The organism is Microbacterium deminutum (assembly GCF_039530205.1).
In the GTDB taxonomy this organism is placed as follows: Bacteria; Actinomycetota; Actinomycetes; order Actinomycetales; family Microbacteriaceae; genus Microbacterium; species Microbacterium deminutum.
This window is the reverse complement of record NZ_BAAAOG010000007.1, coordinates 156477-176711: the sequence shown is the minus strand read 5'-3', so window position 1 is coordinate 176711 and position 20235 is coordinate 156477. Positions and strand designations below refer to the sequence as shown.

Below are 20235 nucleotides of genomic sequence, written 5' to 3'. Positions count from 1 at the left end.
CCCACCACATCGACCCCGACAAAACCTACTGGCGCAACCAACAACGAGAGCCCGGCCGATGGCCGGGCTCTCGTTGAATGTCACCTATGTCGCGACTCAGATGACTCCTATGTCGCGACTCATCACACGGTGGACCTGAGGGGACTCGAACCCCTGACCCCCTGCATGCCATGCAGGTGCGCTACCAGCTGCGCCACAGGCCCGGATGCCGCTCTCGGCTCTCGCGAGGCAACCCGACTAGATTACTATATCCGGGGACGTGGTCCGAATCGTCGTCACTCCGCAGGCGCCGCGGCGGGAAGCTCGACGGGAACCACCGGACAGTCCTTCCAGAGCCGTTCGAGGCCGTAGTAGACCCGCTCCTGCTCGTGGAAGACGTGCACGACGAGGTCGCCGAAGTCGAGCAGCACCCACCGCGACTCCTGTCGGCCCTCGCGACGCAGCCGGCGGTGACCCGCCTCGAGGAGCTTGTCCTCGATCTCGTCGGCGATGGCGGCGACATTCCGCTCGCTGCGACCCGTCACCAGCAGGAAGATGTCCACCAGTGGGAGCGGCTGCGAGACGTCGAGGGCGATGAGATCCTCGCCGCCCTTGGCATCGGCAGCGGCCGCGGCGATGCGGAGCATGTCACGCGACTGCGCACTTGCCGTCATCAGAAGACGCCCGTCACGAACGCGAGGATCAGCACGCCGACCAGGGCGAGAGCGAGCACGCCCGCTGTGATCGCAAGCGTCATCATGAGCTTGCTGCCCTTCTCGGGGGCGGGAGGCTTGATGATCTCGCCGGGAGACTTGACGGTGCTGATGGCCGCGCTCGCCGCGATGGGGGTGGGCGACGAATGCGCGGGCAGCTCGCCGTCGACCAGAGACGCGTCGATGGACTTCCCGTCCGTCGCACCGGGCGCGTGCCCGTTGGACCCGAGACCCTCAGGCAGGTTCAGCGTGCCGGTGATGAGCACCTCCCCTGTCGAACTCACGGGGGCCACGATCGGCGCTGCGGATGAGGCCTGCGGCACGATGAGCGCGTGCGGCGTGCCGCCGGTGCCGCCGGACGTGCGGCCGAGCAGCTGATCGAACGAGGGCGGCGGCTCGACCTCGGTGCCGACGCCCGCCAGGAGGCCCGCGCCGAACAGCGGGTTCACCACGGCGCGCTCGGATGCCGGGACCTCCTCGTCGCCGCGCGGTTCCGGGGTCTCCGCCTCATCAGCGGCGTCGGTCGCACTGTCGACGTCCAAACGGACCGGCGGCTCGCCGGTCGGCGCCCACGGGTCGGCCTCGGCATTCGCCGGTGTCCCGACGACGTCCGTCTCTGCGGTGAGCGGAAGTCCGAACAGATCACGGATTGCGGCATCCGGGCGCTCGACGCCCGAACCATCGGCAGAAGGGTCCGTCGTCGCGTCGGGAGTCGCAGCCGACGCCTGAGCAGCCGACGCCGTGTACGCCGCCGCGATCTCGGGCGTGATCACCGGCACGGACGCCGTGCGGATGCGCTCCTGCTGACGCGCCTGCCGCCGCGTGAGCGGTGAAACACCGAGATCCACAGCGGAATCCGGCATCGGAGCATCTGGTACCACGACCGGCGCTGCCGCGCGCGGCAGCGGTGCAGCGACGATCGGAGCGGGCTCGGCCGCGGGCGCAGGGGTTGGTTCGCCTTCGGGTCCGGCTGCCGCAGGGACGATCGGGGTCGACCCAGTGTTGCGGATATCGCGCATCTGCTTGCGCGTCAGCGGAGGGGTGCCCGGCTGCTCGGGTGTGCTCATTCCTGGCTCCGGTAGAGGTGATGCTTCGCGATGTATTGAACGACCCCGTCGGGCACGAGGTACCACACCGGGTGGCCCCGTCGGACGCGCTCACGGCAGTCCGTCGACGAGATGGCGAGGGCGGGGACTTCGAGCTGGCTCACGTCGTCGGTCGGCAGGCCATCCGTGCTCAGTACGTGGCCCGGTCGGGAGACGGCCACGAAATGAGCAAGGTCCCACAATTCATCATGGTCCCTCCAACTGAGAATTTGCGCTATGGCGTCGGCACCGCTGATGAAGAACAGCTCGGCACCGGGACGGTCGGACTGCAGATCACGCAGCGTGTCGATCGTGTAGGTGGGGCCGCTGCGGTCGATGTCCACTCGGCTGACGGTGAAGCGAGGATTCGACGCCGTGGCGATCACGGTCATCAGATACCGGTGCTCGCCCGGCGAGACGTCGGATTTCTGCCAGGGCTGGCCGGTGGGGACGAACACGACTTCATCGAGACCGAACGACTGAGCGACTTCGCTCGCGGCGACGAGATGCCCGTGATGGATGGGATCGAACGTCCCACCCATGACCCCGACCCTCGGGGCTCCCGTCACCGACATGCAGTCGGCCTAATGGCCGTGCCCCGCCCGCTGGACATCGTTCGCGTGGGCCTCGGCGTAGGCGTCCGCCTTGCGGGAGTGACGGTTCGCGACATTCCGGTACGAGACGGTCACCAGCGCCATGGTGCCGAAGATCCCCAGCGCCGTCAGGCCGTATCCCACCGTTTCGAGGGCGACGTTGCCGTGGGTCCCGGACTCTGCGGCAGCGAAGACGAGGATCGTGGCGAGTGTCATTCGGACTCCGTTCAGGTGCGCCCGATGGGCGCGAGCTCTCTTCAGTTTATGCGTCAGGCGCGGACTTGTCCGTCACCGCGCGCCAGCCACTTGGTGCTGGTGAGCTCCGCGAGTCCCATGGGTCCCCGGGCGTGGAGCTTCTGGGTCGAGATCCCGACCTCCGCACCGAAGCCGAACTCGCCGCCGTCGGTGAATCGCGTCGACGCGTTCGCCATCACCACGGCCGAGTCGACCTCCGCCAGGAAGCGCTCCGCATTCGCGGCATCCTGCGTGATGATCGACTCCGTATGGTGCGTCGAGTACCGCCGGATGTGGGCCAGCGCCTCGTCGAGGTCCTCGACGACTTTCATGGCGATGTCGAGGCTCAGGTACTCCGTCGCCCAGTCCTCGTCGGTCGCCGGTGTGACGCCATCCGCGACCGACCTGACCGCTTCGTCGCCGTGCACCGTGACGCCCTGGGCGATCAGCGCTTCGACGACAGGCGGAACCAGCCGGGCGGCCGCGTCGCGATGCACCAGCACCGTCTCGACCGAGTTGCAGACACTCGGACGCTGCGTCTTGGCGTTGACCACGATGTCGCGCGACCAGTCGAGCGGGGCGGAGGCATCCAGCACGATGTGCACGACGCCGGCACCGGTCTCGATCACCGGCACGAGCGACTCGGTGACGACGGTCTCGATGAGCTGCGCGCTCCCCCGCGGCACGAGGACGTCGACGACGCCGCGGGCCTGCATCAGCTCGCGCGCGCCCTCGCGTCCGAAATCGTCGACGGTCTGGATCGCCTCGGGATCGACACCGCAATCGGCGAGCGCCCCGCGCATCGTCCGGACGAGTGCCGCATTCGTCCGCTCCGCCGCCGATCCGCCGCGGAGCACGACCGCATTGCCCGATCGCAGCGCGAGAGCTGCGATGTCCACTGTCACATTCGGCCGCGCCTCGTAGATCGAGCCGACCACCCCGAACGGCACCGCGACCTTGGTGAGCTCCACGCCGTTCGCGAGCGTGCGCCGGTCGAGCACCCGCCCCACCGGATCGGGCAGTTCGGCGATCTCACGCACGGCAGCGGCCAGCGCGAGCACCCGCGGCTCGTCGAGGCGGAGGCGGTCCTGCAGCGCGACGGAGAGTCCGTCGGTGCGGCCGCGCTCGAGATCCTCGACGTTCGCGGCCACGATCTCGGCGGCAGCCTTGTCGATCGCGGAGGCGATCACCCGCAGCGCATCGCGCTTGGAGGCATCCGTCAGAAGCCCGACGGAGCGCGCCGCCTCCTTGGCGAGCAGCATGCGCTCGCGCGCAGTCGTCGCGGTGGTCGTCATCCGCCCAGTGTATCGACGGCCGTGCGGATGGGTCCCGTCGCGGGGGCTGCCGAGGGAAGCGGATTCGGCCGGAACCAGGTGCCGACCTCGTCCCCCTCGAGCGCCGCTGCGACGAGATCCGCGCTCGTGACGAGCACTCCGATCCCGGATGCCGCGGCCAGCCGCGCCGCAGAGACCTTGGTCGCCGCGCCGCCCGTTCCGACGCTGTTGACCACCACCGAGCCGAATTCGAAGCCGTGCATGTCGTCGCCGTAGGCGACCTCGTCGATCGGCACCGCCCCCGGCTCGTCCGGCGGACGGGTGTAGAGGCAGTCGATGTCGCTGAGGAGGATGAGGGCGTCGGCGCCGATGAGCTGGCCGACGAGCGCTGCGAGTCGGTCGTTGTCTCCGAAGCGGATCTCGTGGGTGGCGACGGTGTCGTTCTCGTTGACGATGGGAAGGATCCGCAGGCCGAGCAGCCGCTCCATGGCGCGGCGCGCGTTCGACCGGTGCATCGGGTTCTCGAGGTCGCCGGCGGTCAGCAGCACCTGACCGGCCACGATGCGGAACGGTCGCAGCGCCTCCTGGTACCGGTAGATGAGGACGTTCTGCCCGACGGCAGCTGCCGCCTGCTGCGTCGCCAGATCGCTCGGACGCTCGTCGAGCAGCAGGAACGGCATCCCTGTCGCGATCGCACCGGACGAGACGAGAACCACCTCGGTGCCCCGACCGTGAGCGGCCGCGAGCGCCACGACGATCGGCCCGATCCTCTCGGCGTTCTCACCGCTGATCGAGGACGAGCCGACCTTGACGACGACCCGGCGAGCGGTGCGGATGTCGCCGCGGTGCAGAGCGGTCACTCCTCGTCCCCATCGTCCCAGCCCGTCGCCCCCAGACGCTCGGCCTCGAGTTCGGCGCGCGCCTCGGCCTTGGCGTCCATGAGCTCGTGGTAGGTCTCGCGACGCTGCGATGTGGTGCGGCGGGGGTTCTGCACCAGGCGGGGGTCCGTGCCGCGCGGCGCGGTCATGAGCTCGGCGGCCGAGCTGAGTGCGGGCTCCCAGTCGAAGACGATGCCGTCGCCCTCGCCGATGACCACGGTGGCGCCCGGGATCGCGCCCGCCCGGAAGAGCTGATCCTCGACACCGAGCTTCTCGAGGCGATCGGCGAGGTAGCCGACGGCCTCTTCGTTCTGGAAGTCGGTCTGCTGCACCCAGCGCACCGGCTTCTCACCCAGGATCCGGTACACCGGCCCATAGGTGCCGCCCTCGACGCGCACGGTGAACTCCTTCTGCGAGCCCTTCGGGCGGATGACGATCCGCTCCGGTGCCGGTGCGGACGCCAGCTCGATGCGGTGAGCGGCGACGATATCGCCGAGCGCGAAGTTGAGCTGACGAAGTCCTTCGTGGCTCACGGTGGAGATCTCGAACACCCGGAAGCCGCGGGCTTCGAGGTCGGGGCGCACGAGATCGGCCAGATCCCTGGCCTCGGGGACGTCCACCTTGTTCAGCGCGACGAGCTGCGGCCGCTCGAGGAGCGGAACCTGGCCCTCCGGCACCGGGTAGGCGGCGAGCTCGGCCAGTATCACGTCGAGGTCGGACAGCGGGTCGCGACCCGGCTCGAGGGTGGCGCAGTCGAGCACGTGCACGAGCGCCGTGCACCGCTCGACGTGCCGCAGGAACTCGAGGCCCAGTCCCTTGCCCTCGCTGGCGCCTTCGATGAGGCCTGGGACATCCGCCACCGTGTACCGGATATCGCCCGCCTGCACGACTCCGAGGTTCGGGTGCAGCGTCGTGAACGGGTATTCGGCGATCTTGGGACGCGCGGCCGAGATGGCGGCGATGAGACTCGACTTGCCGGCCGACGGGAAGCCGACGAGCGCGACATCCGCCACGGTCTTCAGCTCGAGCTGGACGTCGCCCTCCCATCCGGGGGTGCCGAGCAGCGCGAAGCCGGGAGCTTTGCGCTTCGGGGTGGCGAGCGTGGCGTTGCCGAGGCCGCCGATCCCGCCGGGTGCGACGACGAATCGTGTGCCCGGCTCGATCATGTCGACGAGCGTCACGCCGGACGCGTCCTTCACGACGGTGCCGACGGGCACCGCGAGCTCGAGATTCTCGCCCGCAGCGCCGGAGCGGTGGTCGCCCATGCCGAATCCGCCGTTGCCTGCCGAGCGGTGCGGCGAGTGGTGGTAGGACAGCAGGGTGGTGACCTGAGGGTCCGCCACGAGCACGATGTCGCCACCGTGCCCGCCGTTCCCGCCATCCGGACCTGCGAGAGGCTTGAACTTCTCACGCTTGACCGAGACGCAGCCGTTCCCGCCCTTGCCGGCGCGCAGGTGCAGCGTCACACCATCGACGAATGTGACCATGCGCTCCCCCTCGGAGAATTCGAACCGTGCGTGAGTGAGGAAAGGGGACGAGCCGAAGCCCGCCCCCTTTCGTCAAGAGTGAGTGTGCGTGCGATTACTCCGCCGCCGCCACGATGTTGACGACCTTCCGGCCGCCCTTCTGGCCGAACTCGACCGCACCGGGTGCGAGCGCGAACAGCGTGTCGTCGCCACCGCGGCCGACATTGGCGCCGGGGTGGAAATGCGTACCGCGCTGACGGACGATGATCTCGCCGGCGAGGACCTTCTGGCCGCCGAAGCGCTTCACGCCCAGTCGCTGAGCGTTGGAGTCACGACCGTTGCGGGTGGAGCTTGCGCCCTTTTTGTGTGCCATCTCGGGGTCTCTTCCTGGACTACTTGATTCCGGTGACCTTGACGCGCGTGAGGTCCTGACGGTGCCCCTGGCGCTTCTTGTAGCCGGTCTTGTTCTTGAACTTCTGGATCACGATCTTGGGGCCGCGCTCTTCGCCGAGCACTTCGGCCGTGACGGTCACCTTCGCGAGCTTGTCGGCGTCGGTCGTGACGGCGTCGCCGTCGACGAACAGCACGGCGGGAAGCTCGAGCGTGTCGCCGACCTTCGCCTTCTGGCGGTCGAGGACGACGATCGTGCCGACCTCCACCTTCTCCTGCCGGCCGCCGGCGCGCACAACTGCGTAAACCACTTCACACCTGATTTCTTCTGGGAGCGCACGGCTCCGATTGTCTTTGCGAGACTCTGCTCTCTTGCGAGACGAGGAAGTCTTGGTGCGGATGACGACTGCTCGAACCGGTTGCTGAGCTCGTCGTCGCACGCATAGGCCTGCGACGCGGGACGCACCAAAGGACTACTTTACCGGATGCCGGGACCAGCCGCAAAAGCTGGGCCTGGCCGGTGGCATCCCCTGCATAGGATCGGCTCGTGACGATCCTCATCGACGATCCGCGATGGCCCGCCCACGACCGGCTGTGGGCGCATCTGGTCAGCGACAGCGACCTCGAGGAGCTGCATGAATTCGCGGCCGCCAACGGCATCCCGCGCCGCGGATTCGACCTCGACCACTACGACGTGCCCGAGGAGTCCCACGCTCGGCTCATCGCCGCCGGCGCCGTGCACGTCGACGGTCACGAGCTCGTCCGCCGTCTCATCGCCTCCGGACTGCGGGTGACCGCCAGGGAGCGCCGCGGCGCCCGCTGACGATCGTCCCGCTCAGTCCTCGCTGGGGACGTGCGCGACCGGGGTCCCGGTGAGCGCGGCCGTCGTCACGCGACGACGCGAGCGCCCCTGGCCCGGCGCCTTCGGCTCGGGAAGCGCGCTCAGCACGGAATCCAGCAGCAGGTCCGCCTCGGTCTTCGGCTTGGGTGCCGCCTCCGAGCGCTTCTTCCGCGGCTTCTTCGCGCGCTCGCCGGGCGCTGCCACCGGGACGTCGGCGACGGCTGCCGCCTCGTCGTGGTGGTGGATCGTGGATGCCGCGATCTGCGCGAGCGCCGACTTCACGCCCTCGGTGATCACATGGGTGCCGTTCGAGGTGCCCGCAGGCGACGGCGCGCCGCCGCGGGGCCGGCGGGCCGCGGGGGCGCTTCCGGTCAGGGGCACGCGATGCTTGACGACCGGGTCGTGGTGCACGACGACTCCGCGGCCCGCGCAGACCTCGCAGGGCTCGCTGAAGGTCTCGAGCAGGCCGAGGCCGAGCTTCTTCCGGGTCATCTGGACGAGTCCGAGCGAGGTCACCTCGGCGACCTGGTGCTTGGTGCGGTCACGACTCAGGCATTCCACGAGACGGCGCAGCACGAGGTCCCGGTTGGACTCCAGCACCATGTCGATGAAGTCGACGACGATGATGCCGCCGATGTCGCGCAGTCGCAGCTGGCGCACGATCTCCTCGGCGGCTTCGAGGTTGTTCTTCGTCACGGTCTCTTCGAGGTTGCCGCCCGAGCCGACGAACTTGCCGGTGTTGACGTCGACGACCGTCATCGCCTCGGTGCGGTCGATCACGAGAGACCCGCCAGAAGGCAGCCACACCTTGCGGTCGAGCGCCTTCTCGATCTGCTCCGTCACACGGAACTCGTCGAACGGGTCGTTCTCGCCCTCGTAGGCGATCACGCGCTCGAGCAGGTCGGGGGCGACGCTCTCGACGTATTTGGTGATCGTCTGATGCGCGTCCTCGCCCTGGATGAGCACCTTCGAGAAGTCCTCGTTGAAGACGTCCCTGACGATCTTCACGAGCAGGTCGGGCTCGGAGTGCAGCAGGGCGGGCGCCTGGATCGTCTCGATCTGGCGGCTGATGTGCTCCCACTGGCTGGTGAGCCGCTGGACGTCGAGGGTCAGCTGATCCTCGGTGGCGCCTTCGGCGGCGGTCCGGACGATGACACCCGACGACTCGGGCAGCACCTCCTTCAGGATCTTCTTCAGCCGTGCGCGCTCCGTGTCGGGGAGCTTGCGCGAGATGCCGTTCATCGCGCCGCCCGGGACGTACACCAGGTATCGCCCCGGAAGCGAGATCTGGCTCGTCAGGCGGGCGCCCTTGTGTCCGACGGGATCCTTCGTCACCTGCACGAGCACGCGGTCGCCCGACTTGAGTGCGAGCTCGATGCGGCGCGGCTGGTTGCCCGTCTCGACGGCATCCCAGTCCACCTCGCCGGAATACAGCACGGCGTTTCGTCCGCGCCCGATGTCGACGAACGCCGCCTCCATGCTGGGAAGGACGTTCTGCACGCGTCCCAGGTACACGTTGCCGATGAGCGACGCGTCCTGGTTGCGGGCGACGTAGTGCTCGACCAGCACGTTGTCCTCGAGGACCGCGATCTGGATGCGGCCGTTCTTGGAACGGACGATCATGACGCGGTCGACGGATTCCCGGCGCGCGAGGAACTCGGCCTCGGTGACGACCGCCCGGCGCCGGCCGGCTTCGCGTCCGTCGCGCCGGCGCTGCTTCTTGGCCTCGAGGCGGGTCGAGCCTTTGATGCGCTGCGGCTCGGTGATCAGCTCGACGGCCCGACGGCGCGGCGGCGGAGTCGGCTCGGGTTCTTCGGATGCCGCGTCCCGACCCTCGGGTCGGCGACTGCGGCTGCGGCGCCGGGCGGTGGCCGAGGGCGCATCGCTCTCGACGACCGGCCCGGGGCGAGCCGGAAGCGGGGCGATCTCGGGCGCATAGAAGACGAGCTGCGTCGAGACCTGCGAGACGAACGTCTCAGGAAGGAGTCCGAGGCTGACCGCTGTCACCGGACCGGAGTCGGCGGACGCGTCGGCGTCCACCGTCGCGTCGAGGTCATCGGTCGCGGAGCTTGTCGAAGCGTCCGGGGCGTCGGGCTCTTCCACAGCCTCAGGGACCGACTCGGGCTCGGCCGCCGCTACGGACTCGGAGACCGCCGCCGACTCCGGCTCGGAGACCGCCTCCGACTCGCCGTCGGGCTGCTCCACAGCCTCAGGGATCCACTCCGGCTCGGACACCGCCTCCGACTCGGCGTCGGGCTGTTCCACAGCCTCAGGGATCCACTCCGGCTCGGAGACCGCCTCCGTCTCGGGCGCCGTCCCGGGCTCTGGCGCCGTCCCGGACTCGAGCTCGGCGCCTGACCCTTCGACAGGTTCAGAGACCGAGTCGGACTCGGGGACCGACCCCTGCTCGGGCGCCGACGTCGGGTCGGCGGGACCCTGCGCTAGCGGGGCATCCGATTCTGTCTGGGGGTTGAATTCTGCATCTGTGTCATCGGCCATCACTGGCGTACTCCCTGCGGGGGCGACACCGCGCGTCGCCCGGCGAAATCTCGTGCGGCGCCGCACCTGCGGTGCCGCGAACTCACTCGGTCTGCAGCTGGTTCCGGCTCATGGCGGGGGAACTCGAACTGCCAGGGGCATTCGTTGCCCTGAAGTCTTCGGTTGATGTGTACGGCGGCGCGGCCGCGACGCATCGACCACCATTATCGCACTTTCACGCCTCGATTGCTCGCGAGCGCCACGGGGCGACATTCGGAGGGACGGGATCGCGGCATCCGAACAGCCCGGAATGTCATAATCCGAGGCATGCCATCGCCGCAGACTCACACCCGCCCGACCGTCATGGCCGTCTGGCTGATCATCGCCGGCGTGGTGGGGTGGTGGGCGGCATTCTGGCTCCTCATGGAGCGCCTGCACCTGCTGGCCGACCCGAACGCGATCGCATCGTGCGACTTCAGTCCTCTCGTGCAGTGCACGGCGAACCTGGAGTCGTGGCAGGGCCGCGTGTTCGGCTTCCCGAACCCGATCCTGGGGCTCGCCGGCTGGGTCGCTCCCATCGTCGTGGGCTTCGCGATCCTCGCGGGGGCGCGCTTCGCCCGGTGGTTCTGGTGGCTGTTCGAACTCGGCGTCACGCTGGCGTTCGTGTTCGTGATCTGGCTCATCAGCCAGAGCATCTTCGTGCTCGGCACCCTCTGCCCGTGGTGCATGGTCACTTGGGTGGTGACGATCCCGACCTTCTACGTCGTGACGCTGCACGTGCTGCGAGCGGGCCTGCTGCCCGCGCCGGCGGGCCTCCGCAAGGGTGCCGAGACGCTGATGGGATGGGTGCCGCTGCTCGCCGTGGTGAGCTACGCCGTCATCGCCGTCGTCGCGCAGCTCCGCCTCGACGTGCTCGGGCGGGTGTTCTGAGCACAGTCGATCCCGCCGATCCGGGTTTGGAGACGGTCGCCTTCGGCGTCCGACTCAGAACCAGATGTCGAGCTCCCGTGCGGCGGACTCGACGCTGTCCGACCCGTGCACGAGGTTCTGCTGCACCCTCAGACCCCAGTCGCGGCCGAGGTCGCCGCGGATCGTACCCGGCGCTGCGGTCGTCGGGTCGGTGATGCCGGCGAGTGAGCGGAAGCCCTCGATGACCCGGTTGCCCGCGACGCGGATCGCCACGGACGGCCCGGACATCATGAAGTCGAGCAGCGGCTCGTAGAAGGGCTTGCCCTCGTGCTCGGCGTAGTGACGCTCGAGCACGTCACGGTCGGGTTCGACGAGGCGGATGTCGACGAGGGAGTATCCCTTCGCCTCGATGCGGGCGAGGATCGCGCCGGTGAGGCCGCGGGCGACGCCGTCGGGCTTGATCAGGACGAGGGTCTCTTCGGTGGCCATGTCAATCTCCGTTCGCCATTCCTGGCTCGTTCGGGGGGTTTGCGGCGAGCTGCGCATTGCGCCGATCGAGGGCCGCTCCCTTGATCGTGGCATACCCGTACATGCCACCGAAAATGACGGCGACGATCGCGAGCGCGGGCACGAGGAACGCACCCAGCGCGACGATCACCTGCAGCAGCCATCCGACCCAGATTCCCCAGGGGTAGCGCAGCACGAGGGTCGTGAGCACCATCAGCAGCGCCACGACGACACCGGCGACGATCCCCCACCACGACGGGATCGATTCGGGGAGCACTTTGAGCCCGTAGATCACGAGGCCGCCGAGGAAGACGATGATCGACTCGAATCCGAGCACGATCGCGCCGAGCGATTCGGCGGCGCCTCGGGCGCGCCGCTGCCGGCGCGCCGGGTCGGGCGTCGGGGTCGCGGTCACGCTTCGTACCCTGCCTTCCAGTCCTGCGCGGTCGCGAGCGCGAGCGCTTCGCCGGCGAGGACGACCGAGCCGGCGACGATGACAGCGCGTCGATCGGATGCCGCGGCCCAGGCGCGCGCCGCTTCGGCGGCGTCGGCGACATCCCGGTGCACCGTCACCGCTACGTCGTGGGACTCCGCCAGGTCCGCGATGTGGTCGGCGTCGTCGGCGCGTTCCGAGTCGGGCGCTGTCGCGAACACGTGCGCGGCCACCGGCACGAGCTCGGCGACGATTCCTGCGGCATCCTTGTCGGCGAGGATGCCGAGGATGACGCCCCACTCGTCGAAGTCGAACGACTCGCGCAGGGCCGTGACGAGGGCGCGAGCGCCGTGAGGATTGTGCGCGGCATCCACCAGCACCGTCGGGCTGATGCCCACGAGCTGGAGTCTCCCGGGCGAGGTCGACTGCGAAAGCCCCTCGGCGAGTATGTCGCCGGGGATCGGGTGCGCCGCTGCGCCGATGAGCGATTCCACCGCGGCGATGGCGAGCGTCGCATTGAACCCCTGGTGCCCGCCGTACAGCGGCAGGTACTCGTCCTCGTACCTGCCGGCGAGCCCGCGAACCGAGATGAGCTGCCCTCCGACGGCGAGCCGCTGCGCCGTGAGCGCGAAGTCCGTGCCCTCGAAGGCGATCGTCGCACCGCGCTCGGCCGTGGCGGCTCGCAGCACCGCCTCCGCCGCGGCATCCTGTCTCGCCGACACGACGGCAGCGCCGTCCTTGATGATCCCGGCCTTGACGGTGGCGATCTCGCGGATGGTGTCGCCGAGCCGGTCGGCGTGGTCCACGTCGATGGGCGCGAATACGGCGACGTCGCCGTCGGCGGTGTTCGTCGAGTCCCAGGCTCCGCCCATGCCGACTTCGAGCACGAGCACGTCGATCGGCGCATCCGCGAAGGCGACGAAGGCGAGGACCGTGAGCAGCTCGAAGAAGGTCAGCGGCGCATCACCTGCCGCAACGAGTTCGGCGTCGACGATGTCGACGATCGGGGCGATCTCGTCCCAGGCGTCGGCGATCGCCTCGTCGGCGATCGGCTCGCCGTCGACCATGATCCGCTCGGTGAACCGCTCCAGGTGCGGGCTCGTGAACAGGCCGGTGCGCAGGCCGTGGGCGCGCACGAGGCTCTCGATGATGCGGCTCGTCGAGGTCTTGCCGTTCGTCCCGGTCACGTGCACCACCCGGTAGGTGCGCTGCGGGTCGTCGAGCAGCTCGAGCACTCGGCGGGTCCGCTCCACGCGCGGCTGCACCCACCGCTCGCCCTGGCGTTCGAGCAGAGCCGAGTAGACGGCGTCGGCCCGGTCCCGGTCGTTCATTTCGTCTCGCTCCGCGGTTCTTGAGCGAGGGGCGCGGCCCCGAGACGAAGGGCGCTCTGCTCATCGCGTGCCGGCGCCCCGATCCTGGTGACGGCGACGTGGAAGCCGCCGCGGTTCGCGTACGCGCCGGGTGCGACGTAGCCGACGTACTCCGGATCCGCGCCGAATACGAGCGGGTGCCACACGTCGGGCGGTGCGTCAGCCGGAATGTGCACCCCGTGGCCGTTGACGAGCACCGCGTGGTCGAGGGCGAGGGTCTCGCCGGCGACATCCGCGACGTCGAATGCCGCCGAGACGGCGCCGGCATCCTCGTGGTTCGTGAAGAGCAGCTGCAGCCGGATGCGGTCGCTCACGTCGAAGCCGGCGGCCTTGCGGGTGTCCTGCACCGAGCGGATCACATCGCGTGCGAGTCCCTCGGCCTCGAGCTCGGGTGTCGTGGTCGTGTCGAGCAGGACGAATCCACCGCCCGGCAGCAGCGCGAGAGCCTCGCCCGCGGGCCGGCCCGTCGTCTCGAGGATCAGTTCGTACTCCCCCGCCTCGAGGTCGATGGCGCCATCCGCAGTCTGCACCGCCACCGTCCCGTCGACCGTCGACCAGGCGCCGGACCTGGCCGCCTGGATCGCCTGCTGCACGCGCTTGCCGAGGCGAGGACCGGCCGCCCGCGCGTTCACCGAGAGCCGGTTCGTGATGCCGTAGGACGCTGCCGTCTCACCCTCGAACTCGACGAGCTCGACGGATTTGACGTTGAGCTCGTCCCGCAGGATGTCTTCGAACTGGGCGAGGGAGGCGGCATCCGGAATCACCACCGTGAGCCGCGCCAGCGGAAGGCGCACCCGCCTGCCCTCGCGCTTGCGCAGGGCGTTGGCGACCGACGAGACCTCGCGGACGGCGTCCATCGCGGTGCGGATGTCGTCTGCCGCGGGATATGCGGCCGCGTCGGGCCAGTCGGCGAGGTGGACGCTGCGACCGCCCGTGAGTCCCTGCCAGACACGGTCGGCGACGAGTGGCACGAGCGGCGCCGCGACGCGCGTGAGCGTCTCGAGCACCGCGTAGAGCGTGTCGAACGCCTCGCGACTGCGCGGGTCGTCGGAGACGCCCACCCAGAACCGGTCGCGCGAACGGCGGATGTACCAGTTCGTGAGCGCCTCGGTGAACTCGCGCAGCTTCGCGGCGGCCATCGTCGAGTCGAGCCCCTCCAGGTCCTCGGCGACGCCGCGCACCAGGTCGCCCGTCAGCGCCAGGATGTAGCGGTCGAGCACGTCGGTCGAGTCGGTCCGCCACGTGGCCTCATAGCCCTCCGGCGTTTCGTCTCGCCCGGGTCGCCCACCGAACGGGAGCGCGGCGTTGGAGTAGGTGGCGAAGAAGTACCACGCGTTCCACAGCGGCAGGAGGAACTCGCGCACTCCGGCGCGGATGCCCTCCTCGGTGACGATGAGGTTGCCGCCCCGAAGCACGGAGCTCGACATCAGGAACCACCGCATGGCGTCGGAGCCGTCCCGGTCGAACACCTCGGACACGTCGGGATAGTTGCGAAGCGACTTCGACATCTTCAGGCCGTCGCTGCCCAGGACGATGCCGTGACAGGACACCCCGGTGAACGCCGGGCGGTCGAACAGCGCGGTCGACAGCACGTGCATGAGGTAGAACCAGCCGCGCGTCTGGCCGATGTACTCCACGATGAAGTCCGCAGGCGAGTGCTCGTCGAACCACTCGCGGTTCTCGAACGGGTAGTGCACCTGCGCGAACGGCATCGAGCCGGAGTCGAACCACACATCCAGGACGTCCTCGATGCGGCGCATCGTGCTCTTCCCGGTCGGATCGTCGGGGTTCGGGCGGGTGAGATCGTCGATGTACGGGCGATGCAGGTCCACCTCGCCCTCGACGTTGCGCGGCAGACGGCCGAAGTCGCGCTCGAGGTCCGCGAGCGATCCGTAGGCGTCGACGCGGGGGTACTCCGGGTCGTCGCTCTTCCACACCGGGATCGGCGAGCCCCAGTAGCGATTGCGGCTGATCGACCAGTCGCGGGCGCCCTCGAGCCACTTGCCGAACTGGCCGTGCTTGACGTTCTCGGGCACCCACGTGATCTGCTCGTTGTTCTCGATCAGCCGGTCCTTGAACGCCGTCACCCGCACGAACCAGCTCGAGACCGCCTTGTAGATGAGGGGGTTCCGGCAGCGCCAGCAGTGCGGGTAGGAGTGCTCGTAGCTGGCCAGCCGCAGCAGGCGCCCCTCCTGCCGGAGGATGCGGACGAGCGGGGTGTTGGCGTCCATCCACAGCTCGCCGGCGACATCCGTCACCTGCGGCAGGAACCGTCCGCCGTCGTCGAGGCTCATGATGAGCGGGATGCCGGCGGCCTCGGTCACCCGCTGGTCGTCCTCACCGAAGGCCGGGGCCTGGTGGACGATGCCCGTGCCGTCCGCAGTGGTCACGTAGTCGTCGACGAGGATCCGCCAGGCGGTGGCGGTCCCCCAGGTCGCGGCATCCGCGTAGTAGTCGAACAGGCGGTCGTAGGTGACGTCCTCGAGCTCCGCACCGAGGATGGTCTGCACGACCGCGTCGCGCGCGGCATCCGCCGACTCGTACCCGAGGTCCTTCGCGTAGTTCGGCAGCAGCTCCTCGGCCAGCAGGTATCGGTGCGAGGTGGCCTCGAGGGGGTCGTCGGCGTGACCGCCCGCATCGCGATGCACGTCGGCGGCGCCTGCGGGACCGCCGGGAACGACGACATAGCGGATGCCGGGGCCCACCGCCAGCGCCAGGTTCGTCGGGAGGGTCCAGGGGGTGGTCGTCCAGGCCAGGGCGCGCACCGCGGTCAGGCCCAGGGCCTCGGCCTTTGCGCCGGTCAAGGGGAACGTGACGGTGACGGACGGGTCCTGGCGCATCTTGTAGACGTCGTCATCCATGCGCAGCTCATGGCTCGACAGCGGGGTCTCGTCGCGCCAGCAGTACGGCAGGACCCGATAGCCCTCGTATGCGAGTCCCTTGTCGTAGAGCGTCTTGAACGCCCAGAGCACGCTCTCCATGTAGCCCGTGTCGAGGGTCTTGTAGCCGCGCTCGAAGTCGACCCAGCGGGCCTGACGCGTGACGTAGTCCTCCCATTCGTGGGTGTAGGCGAGCACCGACTCGCGTGCCCTCGAGTTGAAGGAGTCGATGCCCATGGCCTCGATCTCGGCCTTCTCGGTGATGCCGAGCTGCTTCATGGCCTCGAGTTCGGCCGGGAGGCCGTGGGTGTCCCATCCGAAGACCCGGTCCACGCGCTTGCCCCGCATCGTCTGGAAGCGTGGGAAGAGGTCCTTGGCGTAGCCGGTCAGCAGGTGCCCGTAGTGCGGGAGGCCGTTGGCGAACGGCGGGCCGTCGTAGAACACCCACTCCTCGGCGCCGTCACGCTGCGCGATCGACGCGCGGAAGGTGTCGTCCTGCTTCCAGAATGCGAGCACCCCGCGCTCGATGTCGGGGAAGCGCGGGCTCGGGACGACGGCCTCGACACCGACGGCGGCTGAGCCGGGCTCGTCGGCGGGGCCTGAGCCGTTCTCGGCGTCGGCGCCGAAGGCGTTCGTCGACGGGGTGCCTGAGCTTGTCGAAGGGCGTGGATAGGTCATGTCACTCCAGCAGGTTGCGATGCTTCCTGCGAGGACGATCCCCCGATCGGGAACCGCGGTACCACCCCGCGTGCCTCGTGGTCCTCGACGAGCTCATGGACCGCGGGCCTCTCTCACTGCGGCTGTGACGGGCCTGACCCGTTCGGTTCTACTGACCGGACGCCGACGTGACTGGCATCCCGCGTTCTTCCGAAGACTCCCCGGTGATGGCCGGATCGCTGTCGATCGCCCCAGTCTATCGGCACGCCGGCGGCCCGCGGGGTACCACGCCACGGGCGTGCCCGCCGATCCGCTCAGTCCTCGCGAGCGCGAGGTGCTCTCGCTCGTCGCCGAGGGGATGGCCAACAAGCAGATCGCCCGCGCCCTGGGCATCACCGAGCGCACCGTCAAAGCGCACCTCGGCAGCGCCTACCGGCAGATCGGGGTCGGCGACCGGACCAGCGCGGCGATGTGGCTGCGCGATCATCCCGTCACCTGAGTCGCCCCGGGCCGGTGATTTCTGGATCGGATCCATCAAGCCCGAGTGGTGGCAGGATGGTTGCTCGTGTCCGCTGCTGCAATCCCGCAATCGCCGTCCCTCGTCCCCACCCGCCGCGTCGCCTGGGCGTCCATGGTCGGCACGTCCCTCGAGTCGTTCGACTTCTACGTCTTCGCCTACTTCGCGGCGTTCTTCGTCGGTCCGCTCTTCTTCGACCCACTGGGCGAGTTCGGCGGCACCCTCGCAGGATTCAGCACGATCGCGATCGCGTTCATCGTGCGCCCGATCGGCGCTGCGCTGTTCGGGCACATGGGAGACCGCCTCGGGCGCCGGACGACGCTGCTGTGGACCGTCGGCATCATGGGCATCGCAACCGGCGCGATCGGACTCCTGCCGACCTACGCCCAGGCGGGATGGCTCGGCGCAGTTCTCCTCGTGCTGCTGCGCATCGCGCAGGGACTGTCACTCGGCGGCGAATGGGGCGGCTCGATCCTCCTGGCCACGGAGCACTCCGGACCCGTGAAGCGTGCGTTCTACGCCTCGGTCCCCCAGCTCGGATCCCCCGTCGGCTCGATCCTGTCGGCCGCGGTGTACATCGCGATGACCGTGGCGCTGCCGGCCGACGCGCTGGCGGCGTGGGGCTGGCGCATCCCGTTCCTGCTCGCGCTTCCGCTGCTGGCCGTGTCGCTCTACCTCCGCTGGTCGATCACCGAGACGCCGGTGTTCGAGGAGGTCGTGGCGGAAGACCGCCGCGACCGGGTGCCGTTCCTCGCGATGTTCCGCTCGCGTCCGGCGGCCATCGCCATCGCGATCGGAGCAGCGCTGCTCGGCATCGGCTCGTACTCGCTCATGAACACCTACACCGTGAACTACGGCGTCGAGCAGCTCGGCTTCAGCTTCCAGGACCTCCTCGTCGCCACGACGATCGGAGGTCTTCTGCAGCTCGTGACCATTCCCCTCTTCGGCGCCTGGGCGACGCGGATCGGCTCGGCCCGGGTCGTCTTCTGGGGTGCGCTCGGGACGCTCCTCATCGCCTTCCCGATGTACTACCTCCTGCAGTTCGCCACGTTCCCGATCCTCGTCGCGACCATGATCATCGGGGGCATCCTGCCGACGATGGCGTGGGCGGCGCTCGGCGGCCTCATGAACGACCTCTTCCCCGACCATTTCCGGTATTCGGCCCTGTCGATCTCGTACGCGGTCGCGGCGACGGTCAGCGGATTCGTTCCCGCGGTGACACTCGTCATCGGCGGCGCGACCGACTTCGCCTGGTGGCACCCCGGGGTCGTGCTCGCGATCCTCTCCGCGATCACGCTCGTGGCGGCGTGGGCCGCTGCCCGTCGTCCGATGGAGCCCGAGTCCGGGCCAGAGTCGGCGCGCGCACCGGAGCGCGCACCGGTAGCCTGACCCGATGACACGTCGCGAGCAGGGGCCGGCCGCGCCGCGGGTTTCGGCTCCGGACCTTCCCCGGGAGCTCTCCGACGGCGGTCCCCCGACCCGGGGGGCGGAATCGTTCCAGGTCCGTTGGACGACGCTCGAAGCGGTGACGGATGCCGCGCACAGCGCGATTGCCGAGTGCGCGTTCGACGGGGTGACCGTCGATCGCCTCGACGTCGGCGGCGCGTCGCTGGTCGACGTCGAGCTCTCCGGGCTGCGGGCGACGGCCCTGGCGGGCCGGAGTGGCCGGCTGCGGCGAGTGCGGTTCACCGGCGGACGGATCGGGACCCTGGACCTCGCCGACGCCGAAGCCGACGAAGTCGAGCTGCGCGGCATCCGGATCGACTACCTCTCGCTCGCCGGCGCCCGCGTCGAGGACCTGATCGTCTCGGGTTGCACATTCGGCACGCTCGACATGCCGCAGGCGCGGCTGTCGCGGGTCGCGTTCCACGACTCGCGCGCCGACGAGGTCGACACCCGTGGCCTGCGGTGCGAGCACGTCGATCTGCGCGGGCTCGAGGCGGTCTCGTACCTCGATCCGGCGGGACTCCGCGGCGCGACGCTCTCGCCCGCCCAGATCGAGCAGCTCGCACCGTCGCTCGCGGCTGCGCTGGGCATCCGCGTGGAGCCCTGACCCGCGCGTTCGACGTTCGTCGGCGACACCCGGGCGGCTGCTCCTCGGGATGACGTGCGTCAGCGCCTACGACGCCGGCGGCTCCTCCGCTCGCCGGGGGTACGGCCGTGCGGAGGTCCGGCGCGCCGCCGGCCGTCCCTCCAGAGGCCTATGCCCCTCCGCCCGCCGGAGGGTGGCAAAGCTGCCAAGGGATGCAGGGCGCCACGGCTCGGCTGACGGCCGCGAATCGTGCCGCTCGGCGACGCTCGGCCGTCGCCCGACCTGGGCGCTTCTTCCACCAACGCCCCGGTCAGACCGCTCGATGCAGACCCTGGGCCACCGCCCGCGTGATGAGGTCCTGGACCGACGGCCAGTCGTTCACCATCTGGTCGAACCCGACTCGGATGACGTGGTACCCGAGCAGCATCAGCTGCGCGTCGTGCGTGATGTCAGACGTGCGCTGCGCTCCGACGTGATGCCCGCCATCGATCTGGAGCACAAGCCGCGCGCCGATCAGGAAGTCCACCCGATGACCCGCGATCCACGCCTGCGGCACGATGGAGATCTTCATCCAGCTCAGTCGCGGTACGTTCTCGACAGGATCCTCGAGCGAGTCCGGATGCCGCGGAACCGGCGGTTGCGCCCAGTGCACGGTCGTGCCCTTCGCGACCTTGATCCGGCCGGCGTGGGCTCGGGCACCCACGTGCACGCCGCCGCGCTTCAGAACCCAGAGATCGAGCCGACGTGCCTGCGTCGCACAGGTCAGTACGACCCCATCTCGGGCTGCCGCGATAAGGAGTGAGGATCGGCTCCGGGAGTCGAGATCCACCTTCGTCGGATGCGTACGAGCTCACCCGACGCGACGGCTTCTCGATGAGACCCGCTTTGACGCCCTCGCGGACGAGGCAGGCGCTGGGCACGATCGTTCCACGCGATCGCACGAGCTTCACGACATCCATCCCCGCATCCTGTGCAGGGTTACGCGCCCGGGCGACGGCTG

20 protein-coding genes and 1 tRNA gene are annotated in these 20235 nt (G+C 69.4%); 5 read left to right on the top strand and 16 right to left on the bottom strand.

The annotated features are described in order from the left end of the window. Positions 1 to 130: 130 nt before the first annotated feature. The 10 genes from ABD212_RS15550 to rplU all read right to left on the bottom strand — a co-directional run bounded on the left by ABD212_RS15550 (position 131) and on the right by rplU (position 6923). Positions 131 to 203: transfer RNA gene (locus ABD212_RS15550), tRNA-Ala, on the bottom strand. Between the two features lie 72 nt (positions 204 to 275). Further along, complete coding sequence (gene rsfS, locus ABD212_RS15545) at positions 276 to 653, bottom strand: ribosome silencing factor (RefSeq protein WP_344096295.1); 378 nt, start codon at positions 651 to 653, stop codon at positions 276 to 278. Continuing rightward, positions 653 to 1759 (bottom strand): hypothetical protein, encoded by a 1107-nt coding sequence (locus ABD212_RS15540; protein WP_344096293.1) that lies wholly within the window; start codon positions 1757 to 1759, stop codon positions 653 to 655. Before ABD212_RS15540 ends, rsfS begins: the two co-directional genes overlap by 1 nt. After that, on the bottom strand, positions 1756 to 2352 hold the full coding sequence (gene nadD / locus ABD212_RS15535; protein ID WP_344096290.1) for a nicotinate-nucleotide adenylyltransferase: 597 nt from the start codon (positions 2350 to 2352) through the stop codon (positions 1756 to 1758). The genes ABD212_RS15540 and nadD overlap by 4 nt, the downstream gene beginning before the upstream one ends. A gap of 9 nt (positions 2353 to 2361) precedes the next feature. After that, positions 2362 to 2586 carry a hypothetical protein gene (locus tag ABD212_RS15530; RefSeq protein ID WP_344096288.1) on the bottom strand — a complete coding sequence of 75 codons (225 nt, stop codon included), beginning with the start codon at positions 2584 to 2586 and terminating at the stop codon, positions 2362 to 2364. A 53-nt stretch (positions 2587 to 2639) separates the two neighbouring features. Then, positions 2640 to 3899 (bottom strand): glutamate-5-semialdehyde dehydrogenase, encoded by a 1260-nt coding sequence (locus ABD212_RS15525; protein ID WP_344096286.1) that lies wholly within the window; start codon positions 3897 to 3899, stop codon positions 2640 to 2642. Beyond that, positions 3896 to 4738, bottom strand: a complete 843-nt coding sequence (gene proB / locus ABD212_RS15520) for a glutamate 5-kinase (RefSeq protein ID WP_344096284.1) — start codon at positions 4736 to 4738, stop codon at positions 3896 to 3898. Before proB ends, ABD212_RS15525 begins: the two co-directional genes overlap by 4 nt. After that, the gene (gene obgE / locus ABD212_RS15515) at positions 4735 to 6243 is read right to left on the bottom strand and encodes a GTPase ObgE (protein WP_344096282.1); all 1509 of its coding nucleotides are present in this window, start codon (positions 6241 to 6243) and stop codon (positions 4735 to 4737) included. Before obgE ends, proB begins: the two co-directional genes overlap by 4 nt. Before the next feature lie 94 nt (positions 6244 to 6337). Continuing rightward, positions 6338 to 6595 carry a 50S ribosomal protein L27 gene (gene rpmA / locus ABD212_RS15510; protein ID WP_026059455.1) on the bottom strand — a complete coding sequence of 86 codons (258 nt, stop codon included), beginning with the start codon at positions 6593 to 6595 and terminating at the stop codon, positions 6338 to 6340. A 19-nt stretch (positions 6596 to 6614) separates the two neighbouring features. Further along, a complete protein-coding gene (gene rplU, locus ABD212_RS15505) occupies positions 6615 to 6923 on the bottom strand; it encodes a 50S ribosomal protein L21 (protein WP_179438274.1) in 309 nt (102 codons plus the stop codon). A 236-nt stretch (positions 6924 to 7159) separates the two neighbouring features. Here rplU and ABD212_RS15500 point away from each other — a divergent pair, with 236 nt between their 5' ends. Continuing rightward, the gene (locus tag ABD212_RS15500) at positions 7160 to 7435 is read left to right on the top strand and encodes a DUF4031 domain-containing protein (RefSeq protein ID WP_344096277.1); all 276 of its coding nucleotides are present in this window, start codon (positions 7160 to 7162) and stop codon (positions 7433 to 7435) included. Positions 7436 to 7447: 12 nt separating this feature from the next. Here ABD212_RS15500 and ABD212_RS15495 read toward each other — a convergent pair whose 3' ends face one another. Next, entirely contained in the window at positions 7448 to 9952 is a 2505-nt protein-coding gene (locus ABD212_RS15495; RefSeq protein ID WP_344096275.1) for an Rne/Rng family ribonuclease, read from the bottom strand. A gap of 306 nt (positions 9953 to 10258) precedes the next feature. On the opposite strand from ABD212_RS15495, the gene ABD212_RS15490 reads away from it, so the two are divergent. Then, the gene (locus ABD212_RS15490; RefSeq protein ID WP_344096273.1) at positions 10259 to 10861 is read left to right on the top strand and encodes a vitamin K epoxide reductase family protein; all 603 of its coding nucleotides are present in this window, start codon (positions 10259 to 10261) and stop codon (positions 10859 to 10861) included. A 54-nt stretch (positions 10862 to 10915) separates the two neighbouring features. Here ABD212_RS15490 and ndk read toward each other — a convergent pair whose 3' ends face one another. Genes ndk through ileS form a run of 4 tightly spaced genes read right to left on the bottom strand, consistent with a single transcriptional unit; the run spans position 10916 to position 16707 of the window. Then, positions 10916 to 11329 (bottom strand): nucleoside-diphosphate kinase, encoded by a 414-nt coding sequence (ndk, locus tag ABD212_RS15485; RefSeq protein ID WP_344096271.1) that lies wholly within the window; start codon positions 11327 to 11329, stop codon positions 10916 to 10918. 1 nt (position 11330) lies between these two features. Continuing rightward, positions 11331 to 11762 (bottom strand): DUF4233 domain-containing protein, encoded by a 432-nt coding sequence (locus tag ABD212_RS15480; RefSeq protein ID WP_344096269.1) that lies wholly within the window; start codon positions 11760 to 11762, stop codon positions 11331 to 11333. Beyond that, complete coding sequence (locus ABD212_RS15475; protein WP_344096267.1) at positions 11759 to 13111, bottom strand: bifunctional folylpolyglutamate synthase/dihydrofolate synthase; 1353 nt, start codon at positions 13109 to 13111, stop codon at positions 11759 to 11761. The genes ABD212_RS15480 and ABD212_RS15475 overlap by 4 nt, the downstream gene beginning before the upstream one ends. Beyond that, a complete protein-coding gene (gene ileS / locus ABD212_RS15470; protein WP_344096264.1) occupies positions 13108 to 16707 on the bottom strand; it encodes an isoleucine--tRNA ligase in 3600 nt (1199 codons plus the stop codon). The genes ABD212_RS15475 and ileS overlap by 4 nt, the downstream gene beginning before the upstream one ends. Before the next feature lie 277 nt (positions 16708 to 16984). Between ileS and ABD212_RS15465 the strand changes: the two genes are divergently transcribed. The 3 genes from ABD212_RS15465 (at position 16985) to ABD212_RS15455 (ending at position 19256) form a co-directional block, all read left to right on the top strand. Beyond that, positions 16985 to 17185: a helix-turn-helix domain-containing protein gene (locus tag ABD212_RS15465; RefSeq protein ID WP_344096262.1), complete on the top strand. Its 201-nt coding sequence runs from the start codon at positions 16985 to 16987 to the stop codon at positions 17183 to 17185. A gap of 66 nt (positions 17186 to 17251) precedes the next feature. Beyond that, positions 17252 to 18592: an MFS transporter gene (locus ABD212_RS15460; RefSeq protein ID WP_344096260.1), complete on the top strand. Its 1341-nt coding sequence runs from the start codon at positions 17252 to 17254 to the stop codon at positions 18590 to 18592. Between the two features lie 4 nt (positions 18593 to 18596). After that, on the top strand, positions 18597 to 19256 hold the full coding sequence (locus ABD212_RS15455; protein ID WP_344096258.1) for a pentapeptide repeat-containing protein: 660 nt from the start codon (positions 18597 to 18599) through the stop codon (positions 19254 to 19256). A 289-nt stretch (positions 19257 to 19545) separates the two neighbouring features. Here the strand turns inward: ABD212_RS15455 and ABD212_RS15450 are convergent, their stop codons facing one another. Then, positions 19546 to 19938, bottom strand: coding sequence for an endonuclease domain-containing protein (locus ABD212_RS15450; protein WP_344096256.1), 393 nt, complete (start codon positions 19936 to 19938; stop codon positions 19546 to 19548). Positions 19939 to 20235 lie beyond the last annotated feature (297 nt).